Source organism: Terriglobus sp. RCC_193, from assembly GCF_041355105.1.
In the GTDB taxonomy this organism is placed as follows: Bacteria; Acidobacteriota; Terriglobia; order Terriglobales; family Acidobacteriaceae; genus Terriglobus.
The window spans coordinates 1,330,078-1,352,081 of record NZ_JBFUPK010000001.1; the positions used below are offsets into that span (position 1 = coordinate 1,330,078).

Here is a 22,004-nt window from a genome sequence, read left to right on the forward strand (position 1 = left end):
CGCGCCACCTTTATACGTGGCCCCCAGATGCCAAAACCGCCTTCCATCCTGAATCGCTCATGCGGAGTCGCCTGCCATTGGTAAGAATTGCAGTGCCCTCACCTCGCCCTTCGCGGATGACCTCACGAATGCAGCTAATGTTCACGATGACGGAGCGGTGAATCCTCAGAAACTTCTTTGGGTCGAGAGTGGACGCGAGCTCCTTCATGCTTTCCCGCAGCAGATATTCCTTGTTACCGGTATAGATGGACACGTAGTAATCGGCCGCTTCAATGCACATGATTTGATCGACGTCGAGGAGCAATGTCTTGGCGCCGTCCGGTAATAGCAGACGGTTGCGATATCCGGCGGGTTCGGCCTGTGGTGCTAGATTCGTCAGCAGCGAACGTAGGGTCTCCTCGGAGAAGCCATTGGACTTCAATGCGAGCCGCTCTTTAATACGCTCTAGCCAGATCCTCAGCCGATCCTCTTCGACAGGCTTCGTCAGGTAATCGAGAGCGTGCACCTCAAAAGCTTTCAGTGCATAGCTATCGTGCGCGGTTACAAAGACAGTGAGGGGCATGTTTCGCACGCCAACTTTATGGATCAGATCGAAGCCGCCCTCGCCTGGCATCTGGATATCGAGGAAGACCACATCCACGACATTTGTGTCGAGAAAATGTGCGGCTTCTCTGCTGTTCCTGCACTCACCGCTAACGGCAATCTCCGGATCCATGGAGAGCAGCCTCGCCATACGTGCTCGCGCAAGTGCCTCATCATCGATGATTAGAGACCTGACCGTCACGCCGCCACCGTCTCGAATGGAATGGCGATGCGGACCAGGAAGCCTCCGCGCTCTTCCGGTTTCGCGTGGAAAGAATGACGGTCTGGATAAAAGTGTTGAAGCCGCGTCGCAGTATTACTCAAGCCGATGCCGTGACCTTTGACCTTTTCGACGGTTGAGCCGGAGCCATTGTCCTGAATGCGCAGGTACAGCATGTCATCCTTGCGCTCGACAAACGTTCGGATCATGCCGCCCGTCTCCGATTGGCCAATACCGTGACGGATGGCATTTTCCATCAACGGTTGCAACAGGAAACTGGGCACAAGTGCATTGAGAGCGGATGGATCGATGCGGAACTCGACCCGCAATCGATCCGCAAAACGAACCTGCTCAATGGCGAGGTAGTTTTCGACAACGTCCAGCTCCTGTGCCAAGGAGATCTTCTGCGATGCTGATTGTCTGAGCGTCATCTTCAAGATCGTATTCAGATGCCGCAACATATCGGTGGCCTGTTGTTTATGTCCGCTTTCAACCAGTTCCGTGATGGAGTTCAATGTATTGAAGAGGAAGTGCGGTTCTACCTGAGCCTGTAGCGCATGCAGTTGCGCTGCTGTGAGTGCTCGCTGTAATTCAATCGACTGAAAGGCATTCTGCTGCGCTTGCAGTTGGAGACGTGTTACAGCCGCAACACCGAAGATGAAGCCGTAAACCAACATCTCAAGTCCCCAGCGATTCAGGTCCAAATAGTGATGCCAGGTAAGTCGCTTTTGGATCCACACGGCATGGCTGAAGAGATCGTCCGCTGCCGCCATCCATAGAAGGTGCCCTACGCCAAGAATCGTGGCTGCAACGGTGTGTAGCAACAAAGAGACAGTGTTCATCCGAAGCGATGCAGGCCAACGCTTCCCAATGTGCCATATCGCAAACGCCGTCAAACCCCACCAGCCAGACAGAGTGAATCCATAACGCACCGAACTAAGGTCGGTGACCGAGTGACACTCCGCTGCCGTTGCCAACGCAATCACAACCGTTGCGAAAAGGATGATGTGCCATGCGCGGATGGGAAGCGGCTTGCGAAGCATTGCAACATCGCCCAAGGTATGTGCCGCTGCCGTCTTTACTTCTGGAGTAACGCTGAAATGCTCCATCGATGAGCCTCCGTAAGCGTGTGAGTTCATTGTACGAATTTCCTCAAAATGAGAAGCGAGCGCCCATCTCAATACGTCGCGCAGGCTCCGCTTGATATGGCTTGTCCACGCTTGGAGACGAGATAACCGTTCCTACGCCATTTACATTCGTGTGGTTCAGGATGTTGGCGCTTCGTACATTGAACGTGAACGTCCGCAAATGATCTGTGTCCTTTGGATTCAGTACAAAAGCCCGGCTAAGGTTCATGTCCAGGTGCACCATCGGCGGCATCGTTCCTACATTTCGTGGCACGTTACCGTTCACAGTGTTCGCTGTCATCAGTCCATAGCGAGTGCTATATACCCCCGAGCCGGGTGCCGATGCATAGGATGGCCGGTCGTTGAGAATTCCGTCTCCGTTGCCATCCGTTCCAGTCGTAATGTTGTAGGAACTTCCCGAATATGTGCTGAATTGTCCCGATAGCTCCAGCTTCTCCGGGAGAACGACATTTGCGAATAGAGTCGCTCCATTGATGTTCAACCAGTCGACGCGAGACGATTCGCCCTGTTCACTGTAGGACGATTGAGGGCTCACAATACCGTCGCCGCCATCTGCCTTGAAGATCATGTGCCGATAGCGTGCGTGTATTTGAAACCGCTTGTAGCTATTTTGTTCCAGCGCAATTGCAGCAACGTGCCCTGCAAGGTGGCCGGAGTTTTCAAAGCGCAGAATATCTTCATTACCACCATAGGGCCGTGGTGCATGCAGTGCCGCAGTGGGATCCACTGGAGTGCCAACGCTTGCGGCCACCATCGGCGCATTGATGTTGCGCATGCGAACGGTGTTCCAATCCTCACCCCAGTAGAAGCTGGCACGGGCGAGCCATTGGTGGCCAAAACTATATTCGACGTTGCTGTCGGATGAAACTGTAACTTTCTGTGAGAGCCCTGGCGCAAACTCGTACATGCTGGAAACAGCGATCGAATCTGCGGTTGGCACTAAAGGCGCGGTATAGTTTGGGGAATACACGGTCGTCTGCTGTTGACGAACTCCATTCAGGCGGAAGGCATTCGTCAGAGCGCTTGCCTCGTTAACATCCTGAAAGATGCCCGCACGCGTGTGGAAGACCCACCTCGATCGTTTGTCTGCCGACCAGGCCAAGCTGATCCGAGGCTCAAAATTTGCAAAGCTGCTCGGGGCAGTTTGCATCTGGTAACGAAGACCGCCGGCTATCGTGAGCCGAGGCGAAGCCTGCAGCGTCTCCTCCACATAAAGCGCTTCGTTCCATCTCGTAAATGGAACTACCGGGTTGCCGGTGCTGATTTGATACCGGGTGGGTACGCCTCCCGCCAAACCAAGCAACGTGCGACGATACTGCTCCATTCCATCAATCGTGATTGTCTGGCTTGTAGGCAAATTGTTGCTGTCAAGAACTGGAGCTCCACCTCCACCAAAGAGCCATGCTCCATTGAACGTGTCAGGGGTGTAGTTTTGCGTAAAGGTAGCAAGTGCCTGTACACCCATCTTGAGACTGCTTTTGCCCCTGGTCAGCAGTACATCGTGATCCACTTCAAGGTTGAAGCCATGGTTATTCAGGTTTTGGCTTGTTGCGCCGCCGCCGGTGAAGTAGCCCGATACCTGCAGTGAAGGCGTCGTGGAGTTCGGCGTGTTCTGTGTCCTCCACCAGGTAAGTCCCACCCTCGTCTGATGCAGTTGATTGGGGCCGACCGTCAATGCATTGGCAAAGCGTAGGTCATACTGACTTGTAAAGTTGGAATAGCCTGCTTCGGGCAGCACAAGTGCACTGACTCCCTGATTGCCAAGGCTGTTCACATTCGCCGCAAAGGTTGTGGTTAGTGTGTCGGATTTGCCGAGTTGCCAACCGCTGCGGAGAGATCCCATCCATAGCCTCTGAGGTGTCGCAACTGTCTGCCGGAAAGGTGCAATCGTGTAGTCCGGCTGCAGTATCTGTGCATTTACTACCTTGAATTCGTCAATGTCACGCTTCTCCAGCGCCATGGAGAAATCTCCCTTGTTTGGCACAAGGGTTCCGCTTAACTCAAATCCATAACGACGTTTGCTCGCGGGCGTTGACGTGGGAGCGAACGCCGTCGTCGCATTCCAACTGCCCGAGCTTCCGGTGAAAAAGGTGGCTCCGTGCAACGAGGAAGCTCCCGGCTTCGTAACGATCTCAATCAATCCACGGCCATACGGTGGCCACCGGTACTCCGTGGAAAAGAGGTCAGGATTCACGTGAATCGAGGCGATCGATCCCTTTGGCGGAAGCACGGTCGCGCTCTGGAATCCGTCGACGGTGATCACTGCCGTAGTCGGATTGCCACCTGACTCGGAGGCCAACGCTTGAAGCTGCCGCAGGAAATCATCAGGATCATCCGCTAGCTGTTTGATCAGTTGCGAGTCGAGCACGACCGTGCCTGAGCCCCTGTCCGGATCGAGTGCCACCCGATCGTTCGCTGTCACCTGAACATCCGCCGACACCGAGGCGATGGAGAGCTTTATGTCAAGACGCACCGGTCCGGCCTGCGAGACTGCGCGCCGAACCGTTGCTTCCGCGAAACCCTCTGCCTGAACATGCAGTACGAAAGACTTGGGCTGGCATGGAAGTACATAGTGCCCGGAAGCATCCGTGACCGATTTGTCACCTCCGGCTCCGGTAATGACAGCACCGACAACGCTCGCTCCAGATTGATCACTGACAGTACCGTCCACCCGCACACCATCTGCGCAGGTTTTTTGTGCTGAAGCCGCAGTAGCAAGCAGGATCGCAATTGTTGCAATCGGCAACCTCCACAAAACCCTCATGAGACTCTTGCCTCCAATGAGGCAAGAGTCTTTGAGAACCTCCCAAAGCGCTAGTTGCTTGCAGGAAGAGCGGCGAAACATGCAGGTAACGCAACATGCTGCAGGCTGAGATAGCAGAAGCTAATTGCCAACGCCGCAACTTCCCATTTATCAAGACCATTTACTGGAGGAGTCAGAGGGCCAAAACATGTTCCGAAGCCCCGTTAAATGAGCCCAGTGCGTAAGGCTGCTGCCCAATCCCTTCGCCCTCGACTTTCAGCTACCCTAGCGGCAAGCTCCCAGTCATATACAGTCGAACGCAATGTTGCTGACCAGGTCTTCCCTCGTTTTTCGACGAGAGCATAGCGCGCGTGCGGAGACGCGCTCTGCATCTTGTGGGGAAAGGGCCGATCGTCTTCGTAGGCTGGCAGTCCTACTGATCCAGGGTTCACAACGACTCTTTGATCAGCAAAAGTAAACCTGCGCGGGATGTGCGTGTGCCCACAGAAGATCAACGACGCGTGCGCACCCCTTGTCCGTTCTTCTACTTCCTGTGGTGTCGCTGCTCGGACTGCTCCTTGTTCTACAGTCTCCAAGTAGTATTCGAGATCGCTTCGCGGAGTTCCGTGAACCAATAGAATCTCGCCTTCGATCAGGAGTGTCTCTGGCGTCTTCTCGATCCACCTAAGGTGATGCGGCTGCAGGCAAGACGCAGCATACTGGTCGGACTCCCCCATGGCTCCAACGGGAAGAGTCAAGAGCTGCCGTTCGTGATTTCCCTTAATTGCCGAGATGTTGCAAGACAAAAGGAGATCTGCACATTCGGCAGGAAAGAGCGGACCCGAAAGCGAATCCCCGAGATTGACGATGAGGTCTGGAGCGTGACGCTGTATCTCAGCGAGCACCGCTTCCAAGGCCGCCAAGTTCCCATGGATGTCAGCAATCGCAGCAATCTTCATCGTCCCTCGAAAGAATAGAAATAATAAAAAGAGATCCTGGCACTCGAGAACAAGCCAATTAGCGACTACGATTCTACGGGACTAGTACTCAGAAACGGTCTTGTGAATTGAGAGCGCCGCAGGCGACAAAGGGGCCGCTAATCAAAGGGTGCAAACAATCCATTGTTCCGCTTAACCCTCAACCAGCCACTTCAACCCAGCGTCTGCAAAATCACCTTCCGCAAAGAAATCCGTTCCATTGTTATTCGCAATCACAACCGTCTCACCGCTTCCGCGCACTCGCACCGCCAGCATGCGGAAGCTGCGGTTCGATCCGTCCTCCCAGATCACCGTGCGCTCGCGTCCACCCAACGTCTTCTTCCGGATGCGCCCACCCAGTGCATAGTGTTGCTCCGGCATGCGCGTCGTAAACAGCCTCTCCGTCGATGCCTTACTCAACACCTTGCCTGAATCCACAGCATCCAGAATTCGCATCATTTCCGCGGCAGAAGTATAGAAGCCACCCGCCATTCCTAAGAATCGCGGAATCCCCGAGGGATCGGCAGTGCCATCTGGCTTCCTGCTCTCTGCCATCCCCGGGACATTCAGCGAAGCCCCATAGAATATCCCGCTATGGTTCAGGGTCAATGGCTTCCACAGCGTCTCTGCCGCAAGCTCTTCGTAGGTCTTTCCGGTCGCGTGCTCCAGCGCGGCACGCACCAGCAGCCAATTCGAATGCGAATAGTCCCATTTGCTGCCAGGCTCAAACTGCAGATCGCCACTTGCCCACCTCGTCACCGCCTCATCAGACGTCAACGTGGATTGGATGAGACCGCGGTCTTCACGCAGCGCCGGAATCACCTGGTTCGGGACGCCGCTTTGGTGGCTCATCAAGTGCGCCAGGGTAAGCTTTGCACCATTGTCTTTGCGGAACGCCGGTAGATACGTCGCAATCGGAACATCCAGCGACAGCCTGCCCTCATCTACCTGCTTCAACACGACGATCGAAGCGATCCACTTCGAAATCGATCCACCTTCAAATACCGTATCAACCGTGATTTGCGTCTTCGTCTGGCGGTTTGCCACGCCAAATGCCCTCTGCGTCACAACCTTGGACCCACGACTGAGCAACAGCACGCCTTCAAACTTTACCTTCTCGACATACGACTGCATCATCGCGTCAAACGAATCTTTACCTTGCGCCCGCAAAGCCACAGCCGCCGATGCCAGACAAGCCTCTGCCAAAAACTTCCGTCGTGTTGTCATATCCACCCTTACGTTCAGGTGGCCGCTTTGGTTGCAATATTCCTCGTATGAGTTCTCGCGGCTACCATCGTGCGCGCACTACTCTTCTCAACGAGCAGCGATCACATTCACGATCACCGCTTCCTTACCCGACGGAAGGGGGTCTATGAGGAGCTTGGCTGTAGCAACAGCTCTGCTGCGTCGCCATCCTGCTGTTCATCGAATCTTTCTGTTTCGGGCCCATTACGAAAATCGCCGAATGTATCCTGCGGGACTGCGTCACTGACGATAAACTGACTTCTCGGTACTGATCCGCCGTTGATAAACGACTCTAGCGCTTTGCACTCAACAAGCGTAGGTATGGCCTTAATTTGCTATGTCTGTGTGATGCCTGCGATATCCGCCAGTTTAGTCTTCAACTGAGTTTCAAGGTTGTCCAGGCCCTCGCTATTGTTCAGATACTTCAAGAAACGCAGATGGCGTAGATCAAATGGAATGTCCGATTCGGACTGTGTGATCAAGATGACGTCTCGTCCTAATGTATGGGCAACGCCTATTTCATAAAACACATTGGCGTTTCGGCCACTGCAATCGCACACAACTACCTTGGAACGGTCGATCAGGGAAACAACATCTTGGATGATTGATGCGTTTTCCCATATGTCATCTGCTCGGCGGCATCGGAAACCGACCGCCTCTCCCGCTCTTTTAAGCGCTTCGTAAACCCTATCGAACTTCATATCGAAAGGCATCATGGCAGACATCAGATTCGGATCAATTGTTTCCACCTCAGGCAGAGGGAACACCTTGGGTAGTTGTCTGCGGCGATTGGCCCTCTTGAGAAGAAAGCGATACAGATCAACTCTCTTGACTGCCCAATGCGTGGTTGAAAACTCGAAATCTTTGATATCGAGATCTCTTGCAAACTCCTGTAGAACTCCCTGAGCTACAGGCGGAACATTCGGTTCATAGTTGTACTCAAGCGTTATCTGCCTACCGTCGAGCCTTGCATCGGTGATTATTCCGACCCGTGCTATCTGGGTTCTCTGTCTATCCGTCTCCTCGACAAAAAGAGCTGGAAGCTTAATCAAAGCGTCTAAATCGGCTTTCGAATTTGGCGCAAAGCGCTGTTCGAGCGATTCTTCTGTGTATTGCAAAACCCTGCCGGCTGGCAACGAATCACGACCATCTCCCCACGAACCGTACTTGACGAGAAGATTAAACACATTTCCTCCGGAGAACGCTTGTTTCTCAGGCTAACATCTTGAGAGTTTGAGCCTTGGCGTGTTCGATAGGGAAATTCATGGGTTCCTAGTGGGATCTCTTTCGTCAACGATACGTAAGAGCAGATCTGCAAATTGCACCAAAGAAACTGCTCGATCTGGCGTGTTGATTACTCCACTTCGATGGCTTGAGGGGTTCTTGAAAGTCCCGATTGCTCCAGGAAACAAGTGTTGAATCGCTTGTTGCTCGCTGATGACATCGCTGGAATCGGTCAGAGGCCTAGTTTGCTCCTTGAATGCTTGCCGCATTGGGAACGAGCTCAGAGATTTTCGCCATACGGATCATTATCATTCAGGCGGAGACTACTCTCGATAAACGCCCTTATAGGGAGGAAGCGCGTTTCCTGCGGCTAAGTATCCACCCAAGCGCGATTCCCCATTCAATGAGTGCATCGGCTGTTCTCTAAAACCGAGGATGAACCATCCCTCGCTGCAGTGACGATAAGTGCAGTTCAGCCGGGGTTGATTCGGAAGAGGCTGCTGTCGGCGGCGTTGGCGTACCCACCTGTGGCGTCTTCAGCAAGACGGACGTCGCTGGCGCAACGATCGGCCTAACAGACTCGCCTTCTAGCTTGAAATTCATAGTTACGTCATGGCTCCCATAGGCTGCACTCACAAACTTCTTTTCCGTTTCGACAGTACCGATCGTGACCCAAACGTGATAATCGTGGCCAAGCGGGAGCCCACCGAAAAGATAGTTCCCGTTATCGTCGGCAAGCATCTGCCGCACCTGTGTGGTTCTCTCATCGCGAAGGAAAACGAGAGCCCGGCCAATGCCCGCGCTGTTCTTATCCCGGACATAGCCTTGCACGACACGTTGCGGCACACGATACGGCGCATAGTGGTCAATCCCGCCTCCGCGGACCGTAACTACTGGCTTAAAGGGGGGAGGCGGCCCTAGCGGCATTCCTTGAGCCGCGCAATTGTTGGTCGAAGCCACAAGCAAGACGAGACCGGCAACCTCTAAGCCGCTCTTCAGAAGATTCCGCATCCCCAGTCTGACAACCTTTCCCATCCTGTTCCCTCCATCACACGAGAAGAGAACTTCTCGTCCATAGCGCTGATACAAGAAGAGTCGAAAACAGAATTGGGTGCGGTCACGTTTTGTAACGATTAGTCACTGATGGGTTGGCAGCGATGGGATATCACGAGCGTGATCGAGTCACCATGACAGGCCCGTCTGCAACAACCCGCTCGGGGATATCCACGAGCAGCTATGGCTACATTTACCGGGTAGGCTCTGGTCCGTGTCGGCCGGTACTCTTAGTTGCTGGAGCTTCTGTACCTGACCAATCTTTATAACGATGCGCTCGCACATCCAAGTTCGGTGTATCCCGTGATGACACCGACATTACGCAGGCCACAATCGTATTGGATGTCCTTACGCGATACCCGTCCCCAGCGCGCCGAGATTGCTGAGATTTGTTCCTTATACTTAATCGCTTGTTCGCAGAACTTGTCCTAGAAGCACGTCTCCCGGAGCGACCTGACCGCACGTGATCGCATGGACCGTTCCAACGATGGCGGCGTTCGCGGGGGTGCGGACGCCGCATTGCCTGGCGACATCTACAACGTACCCATTGATGAAGTCGATTTCGGTGACATGCCCACGCTCAATGTCCTGTGACATCGATGGTTTCGCGTCGCCGTATCCTTGGACTATTTGATCAAGCCAGCGGTTATGCGCTTCGCTAGGGACACTGCGACCGCGCCATGCAGGTGGTATCGGATCCACGATCATCCGTTCCGGTTGTGCGCCGTTCGCAAGAGCCACGGACAGGGCCTCATCGTATATCCGGTCAAAGAGTTCGCGGCCGACTGACGAGCTAATGTACTCTCGCATCGGCCTGCCTGTAATCGCACCGATTGTAGTTACGGAGCAGTTCAAAAGGAGCTTTGACCAGATGGAACCTGTCAGATTCGGAGATGTACGCACCTCGATTGCTCGACCGAGCTCTTCACCAACCCTTTCGGTACGCTCGCTTCTGCCACCGGCAAGTTCGCCAATCAACAGATGTCCGGCATTCCTTTGTTCATAGACACCAGGTTCGACCATCGTCGCGCCGAGATTTGAGATGCCGCCAAGTACCTTATTTACGCCGAAGCGATCCGCAAGCATCCGCGCGACCCCACCGTTCTGTATCGGCAACAAAACTCCACTGGGCACGAGCAAGGGCATCAAGACTGGGGCGATATTCAAGGCATCCTGTGCTTTCGTGGCGAGCACGATCAGATGAAATTTACTCCCTTTTCGATAGTTCGTAATCGGGGCAACGTCTACCGCGGCCACCTGTACGTCTCCTCCGATCCCGGAGACGCGCAGCCCTGATTCTCGCAGTGCTTCTGCGGATTCGGCACTACGAGTCGCCAGGCAAACATCGATTCCCCGATCGATTGCACGCGCTGCAATCGTCCCACCCAACGCTCCGATGCCCACGATCAATATCTTCATTTCAACCTCCTTACGGCTCGTCGTAAAGCCCAACTTCTGGAACCGCAATCTTATCGAGCCCACTTGCAACAAATCGATGGTGAGGAATGTGAAGGAACAGCGCAATTGCGCCCGCCACGGCTCATCCTCCCTTGTTGCGGTCTCGGAATGGGATCAGTCGGCCATCCAAAATGCTTGTCGTTCGTTTCACCATGGCTGTGAAGGCAGACACCAATTCCATGTCGAGGCGTGTTCGTTTCCCGGCCATTCGCTCGAGGGCATCATCCCTTCGCATCGGCTCAGCATATGGCCGCACCTCGGTCATCGCGGCAAAAACATCGCAGATGGTAACAAGGCGTACCGATACAGGGATCTCTGTTGCCCTAAGACTCCGCGGATATCCGCTTCCGTCGAGCCGCTCGTGATGATCTCGCACGACTGCCAAAACCGTTCGATTAGTTTCCCCATCTTTTCGTAGCATTTCGTAGCCGAGTCGCGGGTGAGATTGCATCATTTCAATCTCAGAAGGAGTCAGTAAAGAAGGCTTGTTGAGAATGGGGAGAGGGATTTCTATCTTTCCGATATCGTGCAACAAACCGGCCAGTGCCAGCGTGCGTTGTTCGATTACGTGCTGCCCGAGGAATGCAGAGAACGACGCGCTTAATCCGGACACAAAGAGGCTGTGACGAAGCAGTGCGGGGTCATATGAAGCCAAACGTCGCATCCAATAATTGTTGGGAAGAGACTCCACGACGCTAAGAGGGGACACACTCGCATCCTCCACTACAAGGCAGAACATATCTTGCGAGGACTCATCCCCATGATCTAGTCGCTTCATACCTCCCACACTTCGGTTGCATTTCTTAGATCGAGATCATCAACGGGTATGTTTGATGATCTCGAGAGCGAACGGCTGGTTGGTCTTTTTGCCGCTTTTACTCTGAGAGAAAAGGGGGATGTACAGGAAACATTTACCAAGTTGGCTCTGTTCCATACGGGATTCTCGGTGCCGCGTATCGCCTTTTCTGAGACCACGAAATCAGTGTTTCAGTACGACGAACCAGTGAGGCAAGGGTCAGCACGAGCAACTACATCAAGAAGACAGCAGCCCTCATGTCACCACGGTCACAATTTGTAACGATTGGTCACTTTGGATTTTTAGCAAGCAGATTAGGTGAGCCCGCAGCACCTCGGCGCCAAGACAGAGCTACTACAAGTAATCGTGTCCATCAACCACATTGAATTCCGCTGATTCTTCGGCAAACTCATGCAATAAGTAGGCGTGGCCAACGCCGAATAGCGTGAAGATGCGATCGCCCGGCTCTGCAATACGTCGCAGGTTTTCTATGATGTTCAGATTTCCCGTATACCAGCTACCTACCCAGTTGGCGCCTTCCTATTTCGTTTTTTAGAAGGGCTGAACACTCTGTCAGCTCAACAGCAGTTTTGCTGAACAGCCTTCCGAGGGCCGGTTCCCGATCCGAAAAGGAGTTCTCGGGTTTCACATGGCGTGGCGTTCGCTTGTTAGATCAGAGTTCCCCAGAGACAACGCAGTTCGCCGCACCGTGTGCCAGAGGGGCTATCGTTTTCGTTTGGACAAAGGGACTAGATGCGTTCGTCTAGTTGTCACTCGGCTTTTCGACATGGTCGATGACCATGACGTCGACGGTGGCCCTCGCCGCATCCAGCTTCAGGCCGATTTGCTCTTGAATCGCCGTATAGATAGGGGGAGGAGCGTCCGGTGAATCATCGGGGATGATCTTTACGCCGAAGGCAGTAAACTGAGTCTCATCCGGCGTCCATTTCAAAAGACCATCAAACCGCCCCTGTAGATGGGTGCGATCCACGACCGGCCGATCAAAGACGCCTGCCTGCATCCAATGCGCGAAACCGTCCATGGTGATGTTTCGAAAGGTGAGATGACCGAGCTTCGTGAAGTTGAAGCTGCTTATCGTTTTGTTATCAGCGCTGCTCTCCACCATTTTCGGACCACCCTTGGCTACAGTCAAAACGTATGCCGACATTTCCTTTTTGTCTGTGTGGTACTTCAACGCAAAGCGACTTTCCAATAGTTTGCGCATGATTCCTCGCAACTGAGCCTCGCTGGGTGTGCCGGGGAGATCTGGCGTAGCGGCAACATCAAAGCGATCGGACTCCGCCCACGAGGGTGCCCCAACAATCTGTTTGCTGTGGACGTTGTAAGCAAACATCATCAGATCGCTCAACGTCGTGTTTTGCGTACGCAGCTTCCCCCCGTTGCCACTCAACCACTTGCCCTGTACGTTTGGGTCACTCAGCTTAACGGTGGCAACCTCGAAATTTGGGTCGGCATTGGGATCCATCGACGCTTGGGATGCTCGCGGCTTCGGAATCGACCAAGCGGTGTCGGGCGTAGTTTTTAGCAGAATCAGTGGCGTCGTCTGGTCGCCCTGCTTCCAATCGCCGATGAAACTGCTTCCATCTTCGGAAATCCTTCCCCTAAAAGTGCTATCAATTGCATCCACCTCAAGCCAGAGTGCTCCGGACTGGAACGTGGTTTTCTTGATGGTGATAGGTTGGTCCCCCTGATCGATCATAAAAATTACCGAACGGAGTGTGCCATCTGGCATTTTCGTGATCTTTACTACAGCCCTACGATCCCTGTCCCCGTGTAAAGTCCCCTGCCATGTCCCTTCGATATTGGCTATCACCGCGACGGCTTTTGAAGTTACGGACTGGGCCTGGACGAAAGTAATCGTCCGCGCACTTAACAGGAATGCAATCACTAACTTCCCGCCTACGGATCTGAATGGCATACCGACCTCGCTATTGGATAACATCCTAATTTTTAGTTGAACCGCAGGCGGAGATGAGCCCAAAGCACTAGTTACATGCAATCCCTTAATAGATTTCGTCGGAGTTATGACCCCTTGGAGTTCAAGAGAATACGTTTTCCCTGACGTGGCTAAATAGACTTGTACACGCGAAAGCGTTTCTCGAAGTTCCGCGGTAGAAGCCTAGACGTCCCTCTTCATATCAACCAACACTTCTGGGTCTGAGAAGAAGTCTGCTGGCTGGAACCATTTGTACCTGTATAACGTGCGCATTACCCCAGCCACTCCTGTCGCGTAATCACAGGATACCCGGAACAATCCCTCCCCCGGTACGGTCCTCATGCCGGATCTAGGTATCAGGTAGAGGTCGTTAAGACCGCAAAGCGGGCGGCGCGCCATCTCCAGATACTTCCGATCCTTAGAAAGGAGATATGCATCTGTGAGCGCGTCTACAAAGCTGCCGAGGCCAAAGAAGAGACCGCTTGAGACTGCATATTTGCGATGGACGTCCTTGAGAATTCGATCGGATATATCCCACATGCCATAGCGCATAGCGACCTTGACGATTCCGGCGCTGCCTTCTTCTATATACGGTACAGCGGTATGCTCCCCGGTTCCCCGGGGGAAGGTCACAATGCCTGTCTCGCGTTCCACGGCCTGGGCGAGATCATAGGCTAATGCCTTCTCGCCGGCTGACCGATACTTGGATTCCCCTGTCCTTTCGTAAGCACGTAACAGGAACAAGGCCACCCCACTCTGACCGTACCCTAACCCAACATGGATATTGGACCCGTTTTGCCAGAAGACGCCCTCCCGATCAATGATCGCCGTGTCGATTAGCTGATCGGCTATCGCAACTGCGCTACGGAGATAGTCATCCCGTTCGTACCTCTGATGCATGTAGAGATTGGCCATTCCAATTCCAGCCATACCGTACAAAAGGCTATGGTGCGCTGATCTCATTGGGCTATTGTTTGCGACCTCCATTAACTGGATCGCTGCATCGTGCTCGCCGAGTGTTGCAAGGCACCACGCAATACCCGCTGCCCCGGTGAGCAATCCTGGGGCAATGTTCGATACCGATAGTGTGTCGCACTTATCCCTTAACCAATCAATTCCCGCCGATGGGATGTCCACATCACAACTCGTCAAGGCGTAAAGCACACCAGCGGCACCAAATCCGAGTCCGAGACTATTTGTCCGATATGCAAAGGGGTCTGCCGGGAAAAGACTCGCCTCATTCGTGTTTAGGTGCGCAAGGAGGAAGTCACCGAGCCCCTTGATCGCCTCGTCAATGTCGAACTCAGCAGGTTGTGCGGAGAGAGGACAGCTGACCGGCGTGGAGGACTCTTCAAGAAGAATTCGTGCCTCCTGGAGTGTCATCGAATTCGCTGCCAACCCGCTTATGATCGGGTAGAGATTGGTGTTCTCCCACCCGATGTCGCGCAACATCACAGAGAGACACCCGGAGAATAGATCCTCACGCAGGCTAGCCGCGGCGGCGATTGGGAACATTAGATAAAGCATGATTGCCGCGACGCTATAAAGATCGTCGTACATCTCTGCAGCCATGAGTTCCGGCGCAGATCTTCGAAAGCCCGGCGTGTAAAGTTCGATAGGCGTGTCGGTGCCCGGCCTGTAGGCACCATCAAAGTCCAATAGACTTACCTGGAACGTGGACGGGTTGACCTTGATGTTATTAGCCGAGAGATCGCCAAAGATGATGCCGGCAGCGTGAACTGAGCTCAATGCATCAATGAGGCTCATTGCTATCGTTCTATAGTCATCGAAATACCGGCTGCTCGAATTCCGGGTTGGGTATACCTGCAGCAGGGGGCTCCTACTAAGCATGATTGAACGGAGATCGACTCCTCCGAGATATTCTTCAACGAGAAATGAGTTCTCCCAACTTTGAAAGAAGTCGTAAGGTTCGGGCGCGATCCGGGCCGGCCTCAGCACCTCCAGTAGTTCCATTTCTCTTCTTAGAAGTGCAGGCGCATCCGTTTCCGTCCCATACATGAGTGTGTACGGGCGGGCCTCCTTGATGATCACGGTTCGTGAGCTTTGACAATCATCCGCGAGATACACGCCGCCCGAATTGGAAAACGCGAGGGCCTCTATAACTCGATAGCGGTCATTCAGCAGTACATCCTCAGCTTCGTCGCTCTCTTCTTGAGCAAAAGGATCATCCACCCAAGGAGGAAGGCTGAAGTATGGCTGCCTAATGTCTGCCACAAGCTCCCCACCCGGTGTCGGAATTACAGGAGTGCGAAGCCCCGTATACTCAAGCCTACTCGTTGGCCAGATGCCACCAAAACGATAGTAGAGCACCCTACAGTCCTTATAGCGACGATCCGAAAGGATGAAGGGACCTTTCTCTTTTCGAAGTACAGAGTAGAGAGCTTCGAGGATCTCGAAACATTCATCAACATTCTGTGGATACACGGTCATGAACTTCCCTGATCCGCCGCGCGCCCATAGTTTATGGGTCATCATCGTGAGAACTTGGCGATCCAAGGCAAATTTGAAGGGTATATCGCGCGGAAGAAGGACGTCGCAAACGTTTCCGAGGATACGTTGGTCGTTCCAGACACTTGCTGAAACGTGAACCTTCCAGCCACTCTGCGGCAGTTGAACTTCTTGCAGGGCGTTGTGGCACCAAAGGCCGTCACGAACGAGCGTGGCGGCCTTATCGAACTCCCTTTGTTTTGCCGCAACCAGCGAAGTGTAAATTTCACTCGGCCGATACTTCTCTTCTAGGGCCTCATAAAATGTGGGACTCGTTAAGGTGTAAGTAATCTTGTTATCGTGCCGGATGTCGCGCAAGAACGTAACATTGCCCATTATTTCTTTCCATTGGTTTGCTGTCAGACCGGCGGTCGCTGATTGCTGACAATATGGGTGCGCAGTCAGCTCTGGAGTGGCATTTTACTAAGATGGCGTCTCGGAGCACCCATTGTGTGGGCGGACCGATCGGACGTCTCATAGGTTGAGATGGATGGAACTCCTAAGCGCGAGAGCGGTGTATGAATGGGAGTTACACGGGCTAAGTATCTTATTGTCATTCCGGAGCCGATAGACAAAACTGACTACCCGACTCCGGAACGATATTGAGAACTAACCAGTACAGCAGAAGAACCAACTGCTGCTGCAGCTACTGCCGCTATCGTCTTCGTTCTTGGATAAACCAAGTTTCTGAAGGGAGAGAACCTTTTGCATTTGAGCTCCTTTGATCGTTGGGTTTGTCACCAAGGAATGTCCGAATGGACCGGTTGGCACGACGGACCTAGGTGCAGCAAACAAACCAGCTACTACTACAGCTGTTGCCCGGATCGTCTTCGTTCTTCGTTTTGACTGGGAGCTTCTGAAGTAAGAGAACGTTCTGCATATGACCTCCTCTTTCAATGTTCGGATTTGATGTTTCGGCTGTGGACACAACGATCGTCAAGATCGCTTCGTGGGGGATTAGCCTGCGCAGCAAACGAACCAGCTGCTGCTGCAGCTATTGCCGGGATCATCTTCATTCTTCGTTTTGAGTGGGAGCTTCTGTAGTGAGAGAACATTCTGCATATGGACCTCCTTTCTGAAAATGGCGCAAAGACGCTTGGGAACCCAGGGGACCGTCTCTATAGAGAAGGCGACTATGACCGCAAGAAGCGGTGGATGAGTTGGTTCCTCAATGCACTAATGTCTTTTAGTGATTCGAACTACATGTGCTTTAAGCTTCGAATAACTTGTATTCGCAGATGAGTGATCACTCTCTAAAACCAGAGACATGCCAGGCATCAGGATGTTGAGAGCACGAGATCAGTGTTTCAGTTCGACGAACCAGTGAGACAAGGGGAAACACAGCAACTAGTTCAAGAAGACAGCAGCCCTCATGTCACCACAGTCACAATTTGTAACGATTGGTCACTTTGGGTTTCCAGAAAGCAGATTAGGTGAGCCCGCAGCATCTCGGCAGCCCGCCGGAGGACTTTCGACTGGTAACGTCGGCCCTGGTCAACACATCGCTCGGTGGTTATGGCCGAATGGAGCAATGAATACAGTGCCCATCGAGTTGATCTTTGCCATCCGTCCTCTTCGCCGAAGCCGGGCACGAGGTCGCCTTTCTCGCATCCAATAGCCCGGCTCCGTGTGTATGTAACGAGCTCGATGACCAATCGTTACAAAGCGGACCGCGCCAGCCTATTTTTAGAACGTCTATCGCATTGAGCTGCTGCACCTCTGGCACACATTCGATTCAACGCGATATGACCTTCAAGACAACACGATTACTTCTCTACTGGATGCTAGGTGCCGCGATGTGCCTCTCCTTATGTTCCCACGCTCAATCGGCAGCAAAATGGGACAAGCGTGGCCGCGAGGCAGAACTGCGTGCTGATTTTGACGCATCATTTGAGGCCTATCGTCAGGCCCACCTCTTGAAGCCGAAGGATCTTCGCTATCAAACTCGCTATGAGAGGATGCGCTTTCAGGCGGCGAATGCGCATCTGGATCGTGGACGAGTATTGCGTCAATCTGGAGACCTGGGAGGGGCTATGACCGAGTTCTCTCGGGCGCTACAAATCGATAGGGGAAACCAATCGGCGGCGCAAGAACTTCTTGCATCGCAAAATCCTGCGGGCGGTATCCACGGATCGAAAGCAGAGGGACTGACTGGATTAGCATCTCTGACCACGCACCAGAAGCGAGTGCGGCGGGAGATAGACTCGTTGGATAGTCCGGTAGATCTCAAGCCCATCTCGAACGAGCCCATTACGCTGCACATGGTCGAGGACACCAAAATCATCTATCAGGCGATTGGCAAGATCGCGGGGCTCAATGTCATCTTCGACTCCGACTACAACTCAAAACGGATCCCCATCGACCTCAGCAACGTGTCTCTTCCTAGCGCGTTGCGTATCGTCGGCAAGATAGCCGGAACATTCTGGTCTCCGCTGACGGACAACACGATCTTTGTTGCGCAAAACAATCGTGCGAAACATACCGACATCGACGATCTGGCCGTCGAGACCTTCTATCTCACGAATATGTCGCAGCAGAATGATGCAAACGAAGTGCTCACTGCCCTGAGAAATCTGCTGGACCCAAGTACCAAGCTTTACCTCTTAGCATCACAGAACGCTATCGTTGTTCGTGCGACGCCAGCCGAGCTCATCTTAGTTGAAAAGTTAATCGAAGACTTCGACCGCACGCGCTCGGAAGTGGTCGTGGACGTCGCTGTTCTTGAGGTAAGCCGCGATCTTGAGCGTAATCTTGGCATCACTTTGCCTACGAGTTTCAGCGTATCCGCGCAGACAAGCAATGCGAATCAGTCCAGCTCCTCCTCCTCATCCAGTTCGTCCAGCAGCAGCAGCTCAACATCCGGTATCACCCTGAATACGCTCGCGAACATGAATGGAACCAATTTCGCGGTTACCCTAAGCAGTGCCACGGTGAATGCCCTGCTTTCGGACTCCGACACGCGAGTGCTCCAGAACCCACGCGTCCGCGCAACGGACGGTCAGCAGGCAACCCTCAAGATCGGTTCTAAGATACCTGTCGCGACTGGTTCAACCACATCGACGCTCACATCAACCGCAACCTCTACGACGCAGTTCACTTATGTAGACGTAGGCGTCAACATCGACATGACACCGACAGTGCACCTTGACCGCGAGGTGTCGCTGAAGATGAAAATCGAGGTATCATCGCAGACAGGCACGAGCACCATTGATGGTGTCGCCGAGCCCATCATCTCGCAGCGCGTGGTGCAGCAGGTTATCCAACTCAAGGACGGCGAGCCGTCGATATTAGCCGGGCTTCTATCGCAGTCGGACACGAAGAGTGTCAGCGGTACGCCGGGTCTTGGCGAAATTCCATTTCTGAAGTATTTCTTCAGCAGCCAAGACAAAAAACAATCGAGTGATGAGATCGTCTTTCTTCTGATCCCGCACATTGTTCGGGAATCCCTGCTCACGGATGCGAACACAAGAGTGATCGATAGCGGTACCAGCCAAGGCATCGAGCTCCGACGCAAGAACCCTAACGAGAAGATCGCCACCAACGAGGACCTTGACGAGGAGGGACCCACCGAGCTTGCAGGCGCGCAATCAACATCGGCAGCGAATGCTGCATCCGCGATGATCGGCCAACTCGCTGCGCAAGCTCGTCCACTCAAGCCGCGGTCTGATGAGATGGCTGCAGCAAACCCAAAGTCCAGCGGAGTTCCCATCGCGTTCAGTGTTGTTCCTTCCGCCGTGACTCAATCTATTGGTTCGACCTTTCAAGTAGCCGTGATAGCTTCCCACGCCGTGGATCTATCCAGTGCTCCATTTCAATTGAATCTGGATCCCAAGGTTCTTTCGCTCGTCAGCGTGAATGCGGGAGAGTTGTTGGGCCGAGATGGCCAACCTGCAGCCTTGATGCAACGTGATGACGGGAAAGGCGGCATCTCGATCTCTCTGACCCGGCCCCCGAATACTCCCGGGATCACAGGCGACGGAAGCGTCGTCATACTGACTCTCAAGGCCATTGCTCCAGGAGATTCGACGTTAACCTTGACGAGATTGGGCGCCAGTGACAGCAAACAAGTCAGCCTGCCCGTTGTCGGAACGCAGGCAGCAGTACATGTTCAGTAGGTTGGTGGCGGCGACGATGCTGCTGATCCCGTGTCTTGGTGTAAGCCAGAACAAAGGATTGGATCAACCTATTCGAGAAGAGTCTCAAAGAGTCACCCCTTTGAGACCGACGCAGCCACTTCAATTGAAGGAACCGCCTAAGACGGTGCATCACGCCTCTACGAGCGAAAAGCGTGAGGCAGACGATGCCTACCTCGAGGGGGCCAGAGAATTTGACCACAAACACTTCGAAAAGGCGGAGCACTGTTTTGAGCGAGCCGTTCAGCTTGATCCTGACAATCGAACGTATGCGCTTGCCCTCCTCTACGCCCGTGAGACAAACGTGAACGGGTTGATTCAGTCCGCCCTCAAAGCCCGCCTTCAAGGAGATTCTGAAAGCGCTGAACGAATACTCGCGTCTACCAGAAGCATTGACCCGACCAACCCTCTGGTCATGCAGTACGCAGCCAAAGAAGTCGCCGCACATACTCCTGCCAGTCACCTTTCGAAATCACAGTCCGACGATATCGAGGGCCCCATCCAATTTGCTCCGTTCGGCAATATCGGAAGTTTTCACCTGCACGACGAGCCCCGTGAGGTCATTCGTCAGATCTACGGGGCTTTCGGAATTGCAACAGTCTTTGACCCTTCCGTTGTGAGCGGTAAGCCTCTTCGGATCGACGTGGACAACGTCGATTTTTTAAACGTGTCTCGCATTCTAAGAAAGGCCGCTCATCTCCTCATCGTTCCTCTTGATTCCACCACCGCTCTTATTGCAGCAGACACAAAGGATAACCGCGAAGCGCTCACGCCGCTGGTGGAGGAGACGATCTACCTCCCCAGTCTGCCGCAACAGCAAATGCTCGATCTTGCAAATGTGGCGCGAGGAGTCTTCGAATTGACTCAGGTTGGTGTTTCCACAAAAAACGGGGCCATCGTCGTCCGTGGACCGCAACCTGTAGTACGGCGTGTCGATGAAGTCCTGGAACAGCTGACGAACCACGAATCGGATGTAGTGCTCGACATCAACATCTACGAGATGGACAAAACGACCACCCGCAAGATTGGCTTTGTACCACCCACGTCTGCATCCGCGACGAATATTTCGAGCGCCGCCCAGAAGCTCATTTCAGACAATCAAACTCTGCTGAACGAATCAATCTCAAGCGGGGCGCTTTCACTGTCGGGGACCACCTATGAACAAGAACTGCAAGAGGTAGCCTTTCTCGTCGCCGCCGGGGTGTCAGGGAGTAGCACCTTCACCAGCATCCTGGGGACATTGGGCAGCTATGATGGCATTCCTTTGCTCGGGATCTCAATGAGTTCGACGAGCTTCAATATGCTTCTGAGCGCCACCGACGCTCGCATTCTGAATGCTGTACAGATTCGCTCTAAGAATCAGGAGGAGGTCACGTTTCGGGTCGGCTCGCGATATCCCATCTTGACCGCAGTTACCACATACGCCTCGAGTAGTTCCGTTGCCAGTGAGCTTGCAGCAGCAGGTGTCAGCAGTTCGGTAATCTCGCAGATCGTCGGCTCCAGCAGTAGTAGTAGCGGAACCTCCACGCCGCAGATCCAGTTCGAGGATATCGGCCTCACACTTAAAGTCACGCCGAGGGTCTTACGGAATGCAAACGTACAGCTCTCCATGGATCTAAAACTCGAATCGTTGGGAGGGACCGGCGTCAATGACATTCCGATTCTGAACAATCGCGCACTGAAGTCGACGGTCACTGTGGCCGCAGGTGAGACCACGATGCTCACGGCTCTAGTTACCACCAATGAGATAAAAGCCTTGGACGGGATCCCTGGGCTAGACCAGCTTCCCGGATTCCAAAGTACGGATAAGAATTCGGATGGAACTAAGGATCAACTGCTCATCACTGTAACGCCACATATTGTGAGCGGCCTCTCCATGAGGGTCGAGATGCGCGAGTTGCATGCACAGTGAATCTCTTCTCATGCCGTCAGAGCCTTCGGGAAAGTCGAAATCTGGGCC

At 53.5% G+C, this 22,004-nt stretch carries 15 protein-coding genes and 1 pseudogene; 2 read left to right on the forward strand and 14 right to left on the reverse strand.

Annotation, left to right across the window (positions count from 1 at the left end; all coding sequences use genetic code 11):
- Positions 1-10 precede the first annotated feature (10 nt).
- The 14 genes and pseudogenes from AB6729_RS05585 to AB6729_RS05650 form a co-directional block, all read right to left on the reverse strand.
- On the reverse strand, positions 11-784 hold the full coding sequence (locus tag AB6729_RS05585) for a LytR/AlgR family response regulator transcription factor (protein WP_371080586.1): 774 nt from the start codon (positions 782-784) through the stop codon (positions 11-13).
- Complete coding sequence (locus AB6729_RS05590; RefSeq protein ID WP_371080587.1) at positions 781-1,941, reverse strand: sensor histidine kinase; 1,161 nt, start codon at positions 1,939-1,941, stop codon at positions 781-783. Before AB6729_RS05590 ends, AB6729_RS05585 begins: the two co-directional genes overlap by 4 nt.
- 13 nt (positions 1,942-1,954) lie before the next feature.
- On the reverse strand, positions 1,955-4,696 hold the full coding sequence (locus AB6729_RS05595; protein ID WP_371080588.1) for a carboxypeptidase regulatory-like domain-containing protein: 2,742 nt from the start codon (positions 4,694-4,696) through the stop codon (positions 1,955-1,957).
- Positions 4,697-4,917: 221 nt separating this feature from the next.
- Complete coding sequence (locus tag AB6729_RS05600; protein ID WP_371080589.1) at positions 4,918-5,652, reverse strand: metallophosphoesterase; 735 nt, start codon at positions 5,650-5,652, stop codon at positions 4,918-4,920.
- A gap of 171 nt (positions 5,653-5,823) precedes the next feature.
- Positions 5,824-6,897, reverse strand: a complete 1,074-nt coding sequence (locus AB6729_RS05605) for a serine hydrolase domain-containing protein (RefSeq protein ID WP_371080590.1) — start codon at positions 6,895-6,897, stop codon at positions 5,824-5,826.
- A 353-nt stretch (positions 6,898-7,250) separates the two neighbouring features.
- Entirely contained in the window at positions 7,251-8,102 is an 852-nt protein-coding gene (locus tag AB6729_RS05610; protein WP_371080591.1) for a hypothetical protein, read from the reverse strand.
- Between the two features lie 75 nt (positions 8,103-8,177).
- Positions 8,178-8,408, reverse strand: coding sequence for a TIGR02391 family protein (locus AB6729_RS05615; RefSeq protein ID WP_371080592.1), 231 nt, complete (start codon positions 8,406-8,408; stop codon positions 8,178-8,180).
- Positions 8,409-8,562: 154 nt separating this feature from the next.
- Complete coding sequence (locus AB6729_RS05620) at positions 8,563-9,174, reverse strand: carboxypeptidase-like regulatory domain-containing protein (protein WP_371080593.1); 612 nt, start codon at positions 9,172-9,174, stop codon at positions 8,563-8,565.
- Positions 9,175-9,594: 420 nt separating this feature from the next.
- Positions 9,595-10,611, reverse strand: a complete 1,017-nt coding sequence (locus tag AB6729_RS05625) for a ketopantoate reductase family protein (RefSeq protein WP_371080594.1) — start codon at positions 10,609-10,611, stop codon at positions 9,595-9,597.
- A 121-nt stretch (positions 10,612-10,732) separates the two neighbouring features.
- Positions 10,733-11,428, reverse strand: coding sequence for an HD-GYP domain-containing protein (locus tag AB6729_RS05630; protein ID WP_371080595.1), 696 nt, complete (start codon positions 11,426-11,428; stop codon positions 10,733-10,735).
- A gap of 372 nt (positions 11,429-11,800) precedes the next feature.
- A pseudogene (locus tag AB6729_RS05635) lies at positions 11,801-11,974 on the reverse strand (DUF5694 domain-containing protein); the annotation flags it as partial.
- A 235-nt stretch (positions 11,975-12,209) separates the two neighbouring features.
- A complete protein-coding gene (locus AB6729_RS05640) occupies positions 12,210-13,355 on the reverse strand; it encodes a TIGR03435 family protein (protein WP_371080596.1) in 1,146 nt (381 codons plus the stop codon).
- Between the two features lie 231 nt (positions 13,356-13,586).
- A complete protein-coding gene (gene lanKC, locus AB6729_RS05645; protein WP_371080597.1) occupies positions 13,587-16,247 on the reverse strand; it encodes a class III lanthionine synthetase LanKC in 2,661 nt (886 codons plus the stop codon).
- Positions 16,248-16,868: 621 nt separating this feature from the next.
- Positions 16,869-16,973 carry a class III lanthipeptide gene (locus AB6729_RS05650; protein ID WP_371080598.1) on the reverse strand — a complete coding sequence of 35 codons (105 nt, stop codon included), beginning with the start codon at positions 16,971-16,973 and terminating at the stop codon, positions 16,869-16,871.
- 683 nt (positions 16,974-17,656) lie between these two features.
- Here AB6729_RS05650 and AB6729_RS05655 point away from each other — a divergent pair.
- Both AB6729_RS05655 and AB6729_RS05660 read left to right on the forward strand, forming a co-directional pair.
- Complete coding sequence (locus tag AB6729_RS05655) at positions 17,657-20,026, forward strand: cohesin domain-containing protein (protein ID WP_371080599.1); 2,370 nt, start codon at positions 17,657-17,659, stop codon at positions 20,024-20,026.
- 16 nt (positions 20,027-20,042) lie between these two features.
- Entirely contained in the window at positions 20,043-21,956 is a 1,914-nt protein-coding gene (locus AB6729_RS05660; protein WP_371080600.1) for a type II secretory protein PulD, read from the forward strand.
- The last annotated feature ends 48 nt before the right edge of the window (positions 21,957-22,004 follow it).

Excerpts from the sequence above, each read along its gene's own strand:
- AB6729_RS05630 (WP_371080595.1), bottom strand. The coding sequence starts at position 11,428 with ATGAAGCGACTAGATCATGGGGATGAGTCCTCGCAAGATATGTTCTGC.
- AB6729_RS05625 (WP_371080594.1), bottom strand. The coding sequence starts at position 10,611 with ATGAAGATATTGATCGTGGGCATCGGAGCGTTGGGTGGGACGATTGCA.
- AB6729_RS05600 (WP_371080589.1), bottom strand. The coding sequence starts at position 5,652 with ATGAAGATTGCTGCGATTGCTGACATCCATGGGAACTTGGCGGCCTTG.
- AB6729_RS05620 (WP_371080593.1), bottom strand. The coding sequence starts at position 9,174 with ATGGGAAAGGTTGTCAGACTGGGGATGCGGAATCTTCTGAAGAGCGGC.
- AB6729_RS05615 (WP_371080592.1), bottom strand. The coding sequence starts at position 8,408 with ATGCGGCAAGCATTCAAGGAGCAAACTAGGCCTCTGACCGATTCCAGC.
- AB6729_RS05605 (WP_371080590.1), bottom strand. The coding sequence starts at position 6,897 with ATGACAACACGACGGAAGTTTTTGGCAGAGGCTTGTCTGGCATCGGCG.
- AB6729_RS05590 (WP_371080587.1), bottom strand. The coding sequence starts at position 1,941 with ATGAACTCACACGCTTACGGAGGCTCATCGATGGAGCATTTCAGCGTT.
- AB6729_RS05655 (WP_371080599.1), top strand. The coding sequence starts at position 17,657 with ATGACCTTCAAGACAACACGATTACTTCTCTACTGGATGCTAGGTGCC.
- AB6729_RS05650 (WP_371080598.1), bottom strand. The coding sequence starts at position 16,973 with ATGCAGAATGTTCTCTCACTACAGAAGCTCCCACTCAAAACGAAGAAT.
- AB6729_RS05660 (WP_371080600.1), top strand. The coding sequence starts at position 20,043 with ATGCTGCTGATCCCGTGTCTTGGTGTAAGCCAGAACAAAGGATTGGAT.
- lanKC (WP_371080597.1), bottom strand. The coding sequence starts at position 16,247 with ATGGGCAATGTTACGTTCTTGCGCGACATCCGGCACGATAACAAGATT.